The organism is Allomuricauda sp. XS_ASV26 (assembly GCF_041224615.1).
Taxonomy (GTDB): Bacteria; Bacteroidota; Bacteroidia; order Flavobacteriales; family Flavobacteriaceae; genus Flagellimonas; species Flagellimonas alginolytica.
In genome coordinates this window covers 268,738-282,107 of the sequence record NZ_JBGFGK010000030.1, presented here as the reverse complement: position 1 = coordinate 282,107, position 13,370 = coordinate 268,738, and the positions used below count along the sequence as shown (strand labels likewise).

The window sequence follows — 13,370 nt, the reverse complement described above, 5'->3', positions numbered from 1 at the left end:
CCCAAGCCTGCCGATTAAAATACCTACTTATGAGAACATGGTTCACTAAAAACAAAACCAAGAAACAGTCTGCCGGACACGGCATACGGGCTTATTGCTCATTGCTGTGTGTCCAACTACGATATTGCCTACTGCTATGCTGCCTACTGTTCTGCTGCTTACTGTCCACCGCCCAGTCCTTTCCCGTGCAGGTGATCGCGCAGGCCACACCGCCCGCCCCGACCAATTTCTCCGATTTTGCCAATCCTAGTGCCCTGAACGGACCGCTTCGTGTGCAGATCGTGCTCAACGACTTCCAGATTTCTGACAGGCAGGTGCGTTTACAGGTGGCGTTCAACGGGAACGGCATTGGTTTCCAGAGCAACGAAAATGTAATCGGGGCCACCCCGCTCTTTTTGGAAGGAGGGATTCCCACCGTGTTGGACCACACCTTGCTCGCCCCATACTTTGAGTTCGGCAACCTAACGGGAATACCCCCCAATGTGTACGGCAGCCCCATCCCGGATGGCGTTTACCAAATCTGTTTTCAGGTGTTCGATGTACTTACGGGCAAACGGCTCTCCAACAATGCCTGTGCCACCATAAACGTTTTCAAGAACAGTCCGCCCTTTTTGGTACTGCCCGAAAATGGTAGCCATATCGTGGAGCGGAGCCCACAGAACATTGTGTTCCAATGGACGCCAAGGCACATCAACATAAGCCAAGTGGAGTACGAACTCAGTTTGGTGGAGATTTGGGACAATGCCATGGACCCCCAAGCCGCTTTTTTGGGTTCCACACCCTTGTTTACCACGACCACAAGCGCCACCACCTACGTGTACGGCCCGGGCGACCCCATGCTGCTGCCCAACAGGACCTACGCTTGGCGGGTACAGGCCAAGGTCAAACAGGGAGCGGAGGACGTTGGCATGTTCCTGAACCAGGGGTATAGCCAAATTTTTTCGTTCAAGTATATAGAAGGCTGCTACGCACCCAATAGTATACACCATGAGGTAAGGGGCGCCAACCAAGCCAATATTTTTTGGGAGGACAACAGCACCAGTGTGCCCCAGTTCAGGGTGCGGTACCGTGTCCGGGGCAACGGCAATGCATGGTTCCATAACCAGACCACCGCCAACTGGACCACACTCTGGGACCTGCAGGCCGACACCACCTACGAATACCAGTTAAAAAAGACCTGCGTGGTGGGCGAGAGCGATTGGAGCCCCCTACGGCAGTTCACCACCAATTTGGAGACCGAGGAAGAAGACCTGTACCAATGTGGGGTGTCCCCCGATGTGGGCATTACCAACCAAGGACCCTTGCCCCAGTTGAGTGTGGGCGAGAGCTTTACCGCGGGCGACTTTCAAGTGGTGGTAACTGAGGTAAACGGGGGCAACGGCTACTTTTCGGGCAAAGGTTATACCCATTTGCCCTATTTGAGCAGCATAAAACTGGCGGTGCACTTTACCAACATATTGGTGAACACGGACAGGCAGCTCGCCCAAGGTACCGTGATCACGGCGTTCGACCCCACCATGGGCAATATTGTGGATACCGGCGAGGTGGTGCAGAGGGTTGGGGAATTTGGGGAAGCTGTCGGGGAGCTTGCTTCGTCCATACTAGAGCTGCTGCAAAACTTTACGGGAACTCCAGAACAAATTGAGCAACTCGAAACTGAAAACGAGCAGCAGAACAGTTATGTGGAGGAACTGTTGGCCGATGAAACCATTCCCCAAAATGTAAGGAATGAGTTGGCCGCAAACCAAAATGCCTATAACGCCGCCAGCCAAGACTTGATAGATGAGGCCACGCAGGGAGGACCCAACCCCGAAGGCTACAACACGGCGAACCAACAACAGGCCTACAACGACCTTGAGGCAAGTATACAGGAGGCGGAGAGTTACCGAAACGCCTCATCCACCGCCAATGAAATTGCCTTTGACCCCAAAGATGCCCTTGCACTTGAAGGAACTGCCGAAACAAACATCGTGGTCTACTTGTCGCCGGCAGGAGTGCCCGTGGCATTGCCTGGAGAGGTCCCTGTGGAATATTATAAGGTAAAAAACGGGATTACCGCTTATGGTGCCTTACAGAGCTTTACCATTGAGGATGGCCCCGATGCCGGCGAATACAAAGCCCATAAAAAGGGAAATGAGTTTACGGGCTATAAAATCAATAAAGATTCGGAACCCTATGATTTTGGAGCACTGCCCGACCCGAACAACATCCGTTTTCGGTATATAAAAGAGGGAAAAACCTGTGCTCCACTTTTATATGAGGCACAATACCAACCCACCAACATCAACACAACTGGGGTGGGACCCTTGGTTACGGATTGGGGCGATATACAATGGGACCTGCTGCCCATTGAAAAGCAGGGGTACACCACCTGCCTTCCCCCGTTGGACTATGATGGGTTTACCGAATACTTTATGGGAACCTATAACCCCTTTGGCTATGGTGGTTTTTTACGCAAAGTGGTGGCCATGTACGGCAGTGTGGCCCATGTGTACTCCATTGCCGACCAAGAAAACGGTTGGATAATACACTACCAGTACAATAAGGGGAATGGAAGATGGGAGCCCATTGCCGTGCCCGGGTACGATGTGGACACCGCAGCGGTCCTCGATTACCTTTTTGGGCAGGTATTTAGCTCGGCAGCAGGGCATTTGGTGTTGGATGCTGCGGGCATGGTGCCCGTGGCCGGGGAGGTTTTTGATGTGGCCAACGGCATATGGTACACCATTGAGGAGGACGGTACCAACGCGGTCATCTCCTTTGCCTCTACCATACCCTTGGTATATGCCACTACGGTGAAAAATGCGGGAAAAATTGTTAAATTAGCCAATGGCACCACCGTTTTGGTAAAGTTCTCCAAGGAGGCAACGGAGCGGTTGGTGGACGTTCTTAAGCGATTGGATTTAGATGCCGCGCAGCTCCAAAAGCTCAGTGATGACCTTACGGACAAGGAATTTGCTGAGGCGATTTCGGAGAACGCTGAGTTGGCAGATAGTTGGAAGGTCTTATCGAATGGTAAAGCTTCTTTGCGAAATATCGACAATATCAACGCGGTAGATGCTTTTAGAAAAGTGAATCCTAATATCTCTGATGATGCTATACAAAGTGCTTTTGATGGATTGAAAGCAAGCAGGAAGCAATCCTTTGTGGATGCATTAGGAAGTTGTGCTGATAACAAAAACCTCATAGGTTCATTAAAAAAATCAAAGCTTGCATCAGTTGAAGAAATCAAAGGAGCATTGAATAAGATGCGTGATTATAAAACAGGGAAGCCACAGTCAGGTAATTTAGGTTATCTAGAAGGTAATGTATCAGGGGCCAGCATTGATGAAAATAAGTTTTGGGAAAGTGTTTCTCTGACGGATGCACGTAAAGAGAATCATATTTTTGATGCAATAGAGGCAACAGGATCGTCAGGAACCTGGTTAAGGATTACCGATTCAGAATATCGCATGCTTAATGACTTAGCAGAAAAACTGGGAGGAATCAAAGGACAAATAAAATCTGATATATCAGGAACACTTAAAATTGTGTCGGAGAATCCTTATTGTTACTCTTGTCAAGGGGTAATACAACAATTTAGTGACATGTTCCCAAATATTGAAATAACGTTAATCGATGGAATCAAATAAAGAACTCGTATTTAAAGTAATGGTAACCTTTCCATATTTATTGGAAAAGGAAGTAAAAGACTTTAATAAATTTTATGGGACAGATTTTGAGATTGTTGAGACTACATATGATGAAGTTCCTTTTTGCAAGTTAAAGGTTACAAAATTCGAACCTTCTCATGTGTTTGATTTGGGTTACAGTTTAGCTTCATTACAATATAAGATGCGAGAAGAAGGGGAGGTTGATTGGTGATTTTAAAACTAAGAAGATTCCTGTCAAATTCTGAAAAAGCCAAGAAATTAGGTGTTCCTGAGTCCCAACTGGATGGTAATCTGGTTAGGATAGATTTTAAGCTTACAGATAAAATTGATATACCTTCAGGAAATGAATTTGGTGCTAATAGTGATTGGATACCAGGAGGAAAAACATCAGGCGGAATTTCAGAAGCAGTTGTAAAAACTGAAGAGATGCAAGAGGGAATAGATTATACCGTAAAAGCATTGTAATGGAGAAAGTTTTAGAAGAACTGGCAAAGCATCCTTGGGATTTTATTGTTTTTAAGACAGATAAGGGTTTTGTAATGAATGTTGTTTTTCATGCTAGTGCAATGGATTACTCCAGAAGTTTCCGTCTTGATGAAAACGAGGCTCGTCAAGGAATGGAAGAGTTAAAACAACTCTCCAAACGAATAAGAAAGGACTATAATTCATTTAAGAACCGAGAAGTTACTCTGGTAGTTAGATAATAAAAAACAGGTCTGGCTCTTAATGACCAAGAAACGATTCTAAGAGAAATAGAAAAAAGAATGGGCTTCAATGAAGGAGATTTGGGAGATGATACTCTTTTTGCAGTAATTAAGCAAGAGGATGTGGGCACATTCAAAATGTCATCTGGTAATGAAGGTGCAGGAGCAAATAATAATTGAATTCCTGGTGGATATACATCTGGAGGAATGCCAGAGGCTACTTTGGATTTATCTACCGTGACCAACTTTATTCCTTATTAGTTATGGCAAGAAAAATTCATAATCATAATGGTTGGAAAGTTATTTGGACGGATAGCGGAAAATATGGACTGTCATATGATACAAATGTTTTGGGTGAGCAGATAAATGGTGAGTTGATAGAAATCAATGAAGAGGTTTTTAATGCCGCTTCCAAGCCTGGAATTAGCCTAAAAGATCTATTTGAAAAGTATGATTTATTCAACTTCAAAGTAATAAGAAGGCTTGGCGATGTTGTCCACCTCAAAAAAAAAGAAAGTACTCCAAATAAATATTATGGGCGTGGTTTAATAGCAACGGATGAAGATGGGCATTATTTTATGGAGTATCAAAAAGCAGCTCACGGTGGAGGTTCAAGGAAGATTGAAATAACGGAAGAAGTATATAGAGACATAAGGTTAAACGATTTGGGAGCGACCGAGGTATTAAAGAAGTACAATTTGTATCACTTGGATGTTCCGGAAAATGATGTATTTTAGGTTTAGCCATTAGCCAATGGCACCACCGTTTTGGTAAAGTTCTCCAAGGAGGCAACGGAGCGGTTGGTGGACGTTCTTAAGCGATTGGATTTAGATGCCGCGCAGCTCCAAAAGCTCAGTGATGACCTTACGGATAAGGAGTTTGCCGAGGCAATTGCGGAGAATCCTGAGTTGGTTGATGCGTGGAAGAAGCTTGATGATTTAGGAGATAATGCTTTTAATCAACTAAGAAAAGACCCTGACTTTTTAAAGAAGTTTGATGATGTTGTTAAAAATGATGGTCTGAATAAACACTTACTTGAGGGTGATGTAGAAATCATTGGCACGAACGCTGCGGGTGAAAATATATACAATGTCACAGGGGTTCACTCAAACAAAGCTTTTGCAGATGGAACTACTCGAATAAAACCGGGTACTCAAGTGGAGGACTTGGGAGATGGATTTTATAAGGCGAAAGTAGAAAAGCAAATTAATGGTTTTGTCAATGATCAAGGTACAAGTTGGAAAGTGAAGACTAATAAATCCACTTTCTTTCCTGATAATTGGAGTGCGGAAAAAATACAAGCTGAAATTGTTAATGCCTTTAAAAACAAAACTTCTATTGGTGGTACTAAATATCAAGGGACAACCACTACATGTCATACAGTTGTAATGTTTTTGGACGAAGCGGGTAAGATTAAAACAGCATTCCCTAGTTTATAGCATATGAATTTGTTTGAGAAATACAATATTGAATTGCGATTTATTAGTGATAGAGTTCATACCGTTACAGAAGATAGTAAGCATCAAATTCTTGCTCAGTTTTTAGACCTGTGGAATAGGTCAAAAGATATAAAAGAAGATTTATTGCCAGGGTTACTGCCAGTAGTAGATGGGGAAATGGAGTTTAATGATATTGGTGCTGATGTGGTTGGCTTAGCTTATGTTAAAGCTGATAGAACTAAGTTAATGGGAAGTGATGTTGGTTATTCTGATTTAGAATTGCCGACTAAGGATTTTAAAGAATTAATTATGCAGTGGCTCTCCATTTTGGAAAAAGAGGGCAGATGAAATTTTAGGAAACCTGATTTACAGATTGAGCTTTTTTATGACCACCGCTAGCGCATTCTATGGTAAAACACAAGAATAACTTTCTGTTTTTAACCAAGTACCCCATCGGCTAATAAAAGAGTATTATACGAATAATTGAAGTATGATAGAGAGATTAAAAATAGGTCAAGATACCGTTGAAAGTAAAGGTTTTTTATTCGATTATCTATATTCTTACCTGTTACGCTTTGCAAAGTGCAACAAAATTCCTTTTGGTAAGAGTTTAGAAATTCCTAATTATTTATTGACTGATTTTTTAGTGATGTTAGAAACATCGCTTCAGGATTTATTAGAAGATTGTTATGAAGAGCCTACACATAAACAAAGATCAAAGTTTCCAACTCGATATCAGAAGATAAATCTAAACAATAAATTGTATGTAGTTGATTACAGAAAAGACATCGCAGGAAAAATTGCTTATCGAATTGATGCTCTTATCAACAGGATTAAAGAGCTTAATTAACTAGCTAACTACTTCTGCATATCTTTTTGAAAGATAAAGGCTTTGATGACTGACTTTTCACAGTCATTGATGGTTCTTATCAAGTCCTGAAATTATAGAGCCAACAGGCTGATGCATTTATAAACCAAATAAAAAGTCTTAATTTAGACGAAGATGCCTTAAAGCTGCTCAACCAGGATTTGAACAACAAGGCTTTTGCTGAGGCTGTTGGGAAGAATCCGGAACTACTTGATAGTTGGAGATTATTGGATAATCTTGGCGCTGATGAAGTGTTGAGAAAGAGCAAAGAGGCCTTAGAGTATTTTACCAACGGCAGAACTGATAAAATTTTGCTCGATGTTGAGGAACTTTTGGGCGGGCATTCCAAAGCAAGGCACGGTGCAAACCTTAGCATGGTTGAAATGGAACAAAGGGTTTTGGGAACGCATCCAAAAATACAACAATCAAGACATGCTCTTAGATTTGAAACAGAAGCAATACATATAGATGCGGTCAACAAAGTATTTAAAGAGCATAAAGATGAAATAGAAGTCTTTTTTAGCAATCCAAATAACGTATATAAAGAATGGAGTCTTGATTATGGTTCAAAAGTTGGTAGTGGATATTCTAACATAGGTACTTTGAATAACCCTATTTCACAGGCTGTAACATCGGACAAAATTACAATATCATTTAAAAGAGTTGCAAATAACCCAACTGGTTATAGGCTTGAAAGTGCTTTTCCAGATGTAAGATAAGATTATGAAGGAACTAGAAATATTAAAATCGCTACTTGCTTCCAATTTTCAATATAGTTTCTATAAAGACGCTATTCTTAACATACGAAATGAAAGAAAGGAGATTGCGTACTACAAAGACAATTGGTCAACTATTGTACGAATAGTGCTTAATAAGGAATTAAAAGATGGTCAGGCTCTGGATTTGATTCATAATACAGCCAATTTGCCCTTATATGAAAATAGTGATGAGGAAGCTTATAAATGGCTTAATCTGATGTTAATCAATGCCTCTGGTTCAGACGATGATGTCGTATTGGATTACAAGGATGTTTTCAAGCCAAAAGAAGGTTAATTTTCAAAAAGACCTTAACAGCCCGAACAGGTATATTTTGGATAGTGGATATCCTGTATATGAATAAAAATGAAAGAAGAAGCTGAATTAAAATTAAAAAGTATCCTTGGAGAATTTTTTAGGGATAGCTTTTATAAAGAAGCCATTATAAATCTAAGGAAATCATTGGCAGAAAGAAATGATTATCAAAGATGGGAGAAAGTCATTAGGTTAATTATCAATAGGGAATTAGAGGCAGGAAAGTCATTGTCATTTGTACACAATACGGCAAACCTCCCATTAGACGAGAACTCTGATGAAGAAGCGTATAAATGGTTAACCCTAATGCTTATTAATTCAATGGGAGCGGAAGATTCTCCAATAATTGAATATTAGAATAAATAGTACCCCGCGCTAGCGCAAGCACTTGCGCTGAGCGGAGCCGAAGTGTCGCGCTTGTGCCGCATATGAGTAAGAGATGAAATAATCACATAATGTTCTTTGAGATTATTTAAGAATAAATACGAGCGGGACGCCTGTCTGCCGACAAAGGCAGGCTCGCACCCGCTAGCTCATTCCAAAAAAATGTTTCCCTGCATACCATAACCATTTGTTAGAGGATCATTCCTTGAACAGGTGCTCAAAGACAATCAAAAAAAGGATACTTTTAATATTCCGTTGCTTCGTTTGGTGCATTTGTCAACTCAAATGGGGCATCCGTAAATTCATACCTCCAATTTTGTAAAGTATTGCCTTACTTACCCGTTGTCCGTTCATGCTTATGCAACGGAAACAAACAACTATATGAAAACCAATCTACTTGCTTTATCACTGCTATGGTGTTGTGCAACTTTGTATGCAACAACTACTCCGATTGATTCAATTACCAAAGGTAAAATTGACATCTCCAAGGGCCTACTTCAACTGGCCAACCCTACTATAAAAGATACTACAGCTTTTGAGCCAATTGATACTGACCGAATAATGCAACAATGGCAGCAACAAAAGTCTCAAAAAGAAATGTCCAAGACCAAGTTCAGGAGTTTTCCGGAACTGGAGTCATCTACTATGGACGTACATTATGGTTTGACGGTGGATGTAGCGGAGTTTTCGCCAGAATATGTGGCCCAGCAGTTCAGTATTGATGAAGAGACCCAAAAAGTATTGGACAAAGCCAATAAGGTGTTCCAGATAATTGAGAGTGAGCAACGTTTCATTCAGATTATTGGAAGGCAACAAGCAGTGGAGCTGCCAGTTGGACTAAAGCAGAATATATCGGGAAATTCTTCTATTACCTTGGGTATCTTCCGAATGGAATACCATCCCACCTATACCGAAGTCGACCTTTTTGCCAAAGTGGAACTGGGCGAGTTGAACACGGAATTGATGTTCAGTGCCACCAACGTACGGATATCCAAAAGTGGGGGCATTTACGAGGAAGCCAGACTCAATCTTTTGAGCGATGTTCCGGTAGGTATGGGAGGAGGGCAGTGGTTGCTCACTTTTTTGGGAGGGTTTGACCCTGACGGACAAGCCAACGAACAAACTTATATTACTATTAACTGTGAGGGAAAGGTCAGTGAAATTTCCATTACCGCCGATGTGCGGGTAGCCAAAACCGTAGCAATTCCAATTACCGAGAATGGTGATATTAAATATCCTAATAAAACAGAGCCGGGTAGTGGAGAAAATGTGGTAGGGAACGATAGTTATGTGGGAGCAGGTTTCTCTATGCGGACAACCAATATTAACGATTTGCTCATTCAAATTGATTTACCACCTTTTGAGTTGAGGGCCTTGCCCAATTGGGGCTTTAAAATGCAAAATGCGGTCCTGGATTTGAGTGATACGGCCAATTCTAGTAGTATGGATTTCCCAGAATTATACACGGCTCAAAACCTATTGGTTCCCGGCAATGAAAATTTATGGAGAGGTTTTTATGCAGAAGAAGTAAGTGTGTATCTCCCTCCGGAATTCAATAAAAGAAATATGGAGGATCGTGTCACTATCGGAGCACAAAATTTATTGTTGGACAATTTTGGGGTTTCAGGCGATTTTTTTGCAACGAACATTATCGGTATCGATGAAGGAAATGCCAATAAATGGCAGTTCTCCTTGGACTCTTTGGGAGTGGACCTAAAGGTCAATCGTTTTATGAAAGCGGGATTTAGGGGAAGAATCGTACTTCCTATTAGTGATTCCGAAAGTTCTGGTGGGCAGTTGGGGTATTCAGGAATCATTTCTTCCAATCAGGATTATTTTGTGAAGGTTGAGGTGGAGGAAGATGTGCCTTTTAATATTTTCAGGTCCAAAGCTATACTATTTAAAGAGTCCTATATCAATCTGGAAGTTGAGGACAAGAAATTCTATCCAGAGGCCAATCTCTCGGGGGTTATGGCCTTTGATCAAGACCAAAATGCCGAGTTGTCTGGTTCAGATGACGATTTATTGACTTTTTCAGGACTTAAATTCCAAGATTTCCATATTCAAACCAAACAGCGACCATACCTATCCATTGGGTATGCGGGTTATTTGGACTCTATTTCTGCACCCGAAATAGCAGGTTTTGAACTAGGGGTATATGATATATCCATGACCACGATCGGAGATGATGAAGCGAGACTGTCCATGAACAGTTACATCAATTTGGATGAATCTGGAATAAAAGGCGATGTAAGGGTCCATATTTTGGGTAAGTTGGAGGAAGGTGACTATTTAAAATGGAAATATGATTCCACTGAAGTCAGTGATGTTCAGGTAGATGTAACTCGAAAGGGATTTGAATTCAGTGGTCGGTTGGCTTTTTTCAAGGAGAACGTGGTGTACGGAAAGGGCTTTGCCGGAGAATTGGATTTATATTCCGAAAGTCTGGGAATAGAAATCGGAGCCCGAGGTTTGTTTGGAAATACGGGCGACTACCGCTATTGGTATGTGGATGCCCATGGGCGCCCCACCAATTCAAGTAATCCCAACTTTACGATTTATGATATTGGAGGGGGAGTTTATCATCACATGCGAAAATCTGGGCTGAATGATGCAGCAGGATCCATGTCCGGTATATATTATGCACCGGATGAAAATATTGGATTGGGATTCAAGGCCCTTGCAGCATTTGAAGTAAAAAAGGGAGCTTCTTTTACAGGTTTGGCCGCTATAGAGATGAGCTTTAATTCCCAAGCGAATGGGGGAGGAGTGAGTAGACTTGGATTTTACGGAGCAGCTGCTTTGATACAAGGAGGAGGTAAATCAAGAGATCCATTTGGTTCTGTGGATGATATGCAACAAGGCTTGTCGGATAGAGAGGCATCGTTATCCAATTTCCACGAACTTTCCATAGATCGCGAGGGTATTCAATACTTTGCAGACCATGTTTTTCCGGAGGTTCTCACGGGAGAAGAGCTTTTTGCGGCCCAAGTGGCCATAGACTTTGATTTTGAGAACAGAACCTATTGGGGCATGTTCGATGTGTTTTTGAACGCAGGTCCAATCAAAGGTGCGGGAGAAAAAAACAGATTGGGGTATTTGGAATTCTACAATGCTCCTGATGACTGGTATATCTATGTAGGAACCCCAATTAAAAGATTTGGCTTAAAGGGAATACCCATTGGTCCCCTTACCGCAAAGGTGGATTTATACTTTATGACAGGCACCATACTTCCAGACCCTGCATTGCCCCCACAAAATGTCATTGATATTCTTAACCTAAAGGGAGACGAACTTCTTTTTGGACGAAACTTTAATCAAGAATTGGCACAGGGAGCAGGCTATGCCTTTGGTGCCTCTTTTTCCGTGGGCAAAGACATTGATTGGGGCATTGTGTATGCCAGTGTTTGGGCAGGCGTAGGTTTCGATTTAATGATGCGAGATTTTGGGAATGCCCATTGTTTGGGAAAATCAGGACCATTGGGTATGGATGGCTGGTTCGCTACGGGTCAATTGTATGCTTATCTCCAAGGGGAAATCGGGGCCCAGATTAAATTGTTCGGTATCCGAAAAAGGGTGCCCATTTTAAAAGCGGGCTTGGCAGTGTTGGCACAGGCCCAATTGCCCAACCCGTGGTTTATCAAAGGGTATGCAGGTGTGGATGTTAGGGTGCTTGGGGTGGTTCGTATTCGCACTAGATTAAAAGTGACCATCGGTGAAGAATGTGAAATTGTTGGGAAGTCTGGGTTACAGGATATAGTGATGATTTCGGATGTATTGCCAGGAGATGGGTATCGAGATGTTGATGTTTTTGATGCTGTTCAAGTGGCCTTTAATGCTCCAATGGAAAGTGAACTTCGGATACAGGATGAAGAGGGATGGAAAACATATAGGATGCATTTGGATGAATTTGAAATTAACAATCAAGGCAGTCCTATTGAAGGAGTGTATGAATTTAACGAAGAACAAGATCTTTTGGTGTTTAAATCGTTCGAAATTCTCCCTCCTGAACAAGATATATATGTAAAGATAAAAGTTGGTTTTCAACAAAAAACCAATAGTGGCTGGATAACTGTGCGTGAACAAGGAAAACCCATATTTGAGGAAAAGGAGATAACCTTTACAACAGGAACAGCACCAACCTATATTCCGAGAAATAATATAAAATACATGTATCCAGTGGTTGACCAAGCCTATATGTTGCCCAAAGAGAGCAATAAAGGTTATGTACAGCTAAATTCAGGACAAGAATATCTGTTTGGCAATGGATACAAGGATGAACTGTACTTTTTGGATGAAACTGGAAACAAAATCAAGGCTGATTTTAATTATAACTCCTCTCAAAAGCGACTCAATTTTACTATACCCAATTTAGAAAACCAAACCACATATACGTATGCTCTTATTACGTTAAAACCAAGTGATGTCGATGAATCATTGGCAATGACTCAAGCAGAGTTTGACGAAGTATCCGAGGGGCTGGAAATTTCTACCAATAGTATAGTGGGCAGCGCGAAGAGTGGGGCATTTGTATCCCGATTGGATTTTACGTTCACCACAAGTCGGCATGATACGTTCATTCAAAAAATGAGATCCCTTATCATTGATCAATCCATTACTTCTTTGGACAGTTATTCACAACAAAATCGAGGTATTGCCAACGTGGGTAGAATAAAACTGAGGATGGATGATTACGAACCCTTCGGTATTAATGACTTAATTGGAAGTCAATATACGGACAATGAAGCGCTGATACATCCCGAAGCCTTATCCAACAACAGGTATTTTCGAGACGAAATCTACACTTTGCTCTATGAAGAATACCCTCTGGATGGCAATATTAGGGTAGATAGAGACGAAAGCCTTTGGGGAATACCACCTACGGGTCCAGTTAAGGTAAGCAACACCTATGTAGCTTATACAAGGGATAATGTTTCTCCTGATTACCTCAAAAGTAACTTCCCATTTATATGGACATTGCCCATAGCCTACTATTCAGATTACACAGATCTTAGACTTCAAGTAGCTTATAGATATACGATGCCACGAATTTGGAACAGGCAAAAATATGAAAAGTATGATTATATCATTTGGGGAAAGTTCCCTTTTATGAATAGGGAAAAGTATGGGGTTAGGTTCAGATATATACTTCCAAAAAAGGAAACGGGTAATTCATTTAAACTGAATTATGAGAATACTTTTTAAAATAGATACTGTAAAAAACACAGTCTTATTATGCTTTACGTTTTTA

At 41.6% G+C, this 13,370-nt stretch carries 12 protein-coding genes; all 12 read left to right on the top strand.

Going from position 1 to position 13,370, the window contains the following annotated elements:
• Positions 1-29: 29 nt before the first annotated feature.
• Positions 30-3,632, top strand: a complete 3,603-nt coding sequence (locus AB9K32_RS06405; protein WP_369884706.1) for a deaminase domain-containing protein — start codon at positions 30-32, stop codon at positions 3,630-3,632.
• Complete coding sequence (locus tag AB9K32_RS06400) at positions 3,619-3,864, top strand: hypothetical protein (RefSeq protein ID WP_369884705.1); 246 nt, start codon at positions 3,619-3,621, stop codon at positions 3,862-3,864. The genes AB9K32_RS06405 and AB9K32_RS06400 overlap by 14 nt, the downstream gene beginning before the upstream one ends.
• On the top strand, positions 3,861-4,118 hold the full coding sequence (locus tag AB9K32_RS06395; protein WP_369884704.1) for a hypothetical protein: 258 nt from the start codon (positions 3,861-3,863) through the stop codon (positions 4,116-4,118). Before AB9K32_RS06400 ends, AB9K32_RS06395 begins: the two co-directional genes overlap by 4 nt.
• Positions 4,118-4,357 (top strand): hypothetical protein, encoded by a 240-nt coding sequence (locus AB9K32_RS06390; RefSeq protein WP_369884703.1) that lies wholly within the window; start codon positions 4,118-4,120, stop codon positions 4,355-4,357. Before AB9K32_RS06395 ends, AB9K32_RS06390 begins: the two co-directional genes overlap by 1 nt.
• A gap of 263 nt (positions 4,358-4,620) precedes the next feature.
• Positions 4,621-5,094: a hypothetical protein gene (locus AB9K32_RS06385; RefSeq protein ID WP_369884702.1), complete on the top strand. Its 474-nt coding sequence runs from the start codon at positions 4,621-4,623 to the stop codon at positions 5,092-5,094.
• Positions 5,095-5,178: 84 nt separating this feature from the next.
• Positions 5,179-5,796, top strand: a complete 618-nt coding sequence (locus AB9K32_RS06380; RefSeq protein WP_369884701.1) for an EndoU domain-containing protein — start codon at positions 5,179-5,181, stop codon at positions 5,794-5,796.
• Between the two features lie 3 nt (positions 5,797-5,799).
• Entirely contained in the window at positions 5,800-6,144 is a 345-nt protein-coding gene (locus AB9K32_RS06375) for a hypothetical protein (RefSeq protein ID WP_369884700.1), read from the top strand.
• A gap of 142 nt (positions 6,145-6,286) precedes the next feature.
• A complete protein-coding gene (locus AB9K32_RS06370; RefSeq protein WP_369884699.1) occupies positions 6,287-6,646 on the top strand; it encodes a hypothetical protein in 360 nt (119 codons plus the stop codon).
• Positions 6,647-6,825: 179 nt separating this feature from the next.
• Positions 6,826-7,383, top strand: a complete 558-nt coding sequence (locus AB9K32_RS06365; RefSeq protein WP_369884698.1) for a hypothetical protein — start codon at positions 6,826-6,828, stop codon at positions 7,381-7,383.
• 4 nt (positions 7,384-7,387) lie between these two features.
• Positions 7,388-7,717 (top strand): hypothetical protein, encoded by a 330-nt coding sequence (locus AB9K32_RS06360; RefSeq protein ID WP_369884697.1) that lies wholly within the window; start codon positions 7,388-7,390, stop codon positions 7,715-7,717.
• Between the two features lie 69 nt (positions 7,718-7,786).
• Complete coding sequence (locus tag AB9K32_RS06355; protein ID WP_369884696.1) at positions 7,787-8,092, top strand: hypothetical protein; 306 nt, start codon at positions 7,787-7,789, stop codon at positions 8,090-8,092.
• 408 nt (positions 8,093-8,500) lie between these two features.
• On the top strand, positions 8,501-13,324 hold the full coding sequence (locus tag AB9K32_RS06350; RefSeq protein ID WP_369884695.1) for a hypothetical protein: 4,824 nt from the start codon (positions 8,501-8,503) through the stop codon (positions 13,322-13,324).
• Positions 13,325-13,370 lie beyond the last annotated feature (46 nt).

Excerpts from the sequence above, each read along its gene's own strand:
- AB9K32_RS06355 (WP_369884696.1), top strand. The coding sequence starts at position 7,787 with ATGAAAGAAGAAGCTGAATTAAAATTAAAAAGTATCCTTGGAGAATTT.
- AB9K32_RS06375 (WP_369884700.1), top strand. The coding sequence starts at position 5,800 with ATGAATTTGTTTGAGAAATACAATATTGAATTGCGATTTATTAGTGAT.
- AB9K32_RS06400 (WP_369884705.1), top strand. The coding sequence starts at position 3,619 with ATGGAATCAAATAAAGAACTCGTATTTAAAGTAATGGTAACCTTTCCA.
- AB9K32_RS06385 (WP_369884702.1), top strand. The coding sequence starts at position 4,621 with ATGGCAAGAAAAATTCATAATCATAATGGTTGGAAAGTTATTTGGACG.
- AB9K32_RS06405 (WP_369884706.1), top strand. The coding sequence starts at position 30 with ATGAGAACATGGTTCACTAAAAACAAAACCAAGAAACAGTCTGCCGGA.
- AB9K32_RS06360 (WP_369884697.1), top strand. The coding sequence starts at position 7,388 with ATGAAGGAACTAGAAATATTAAAATCGCTACTTGCTTCCAATTTTCAA.
- AB9K32_RS06350 (WP_369884695.1), top strand. The coding sequence starts at position 8,501 with ATGAAAACCAATCTACTTGCTTTATCACTGCTATGGTGTTGTGCAACT.
- AB9K32_RS06390 (WP_369884703.1), top strand. The coding sequence starts at position 4,118 with ATGGAGAAAGTTTTAGAAGAACTGGCAAAGCATCCTTGGGATTTTATT.
- AB9K32_RS06370 (WP_369884699.1), top strand. The coding sequence starts at position 6,287 with ATGATAGAGAGATTAAAAATAGGTCAAGATACCGTTGAAAGTAAAGGT.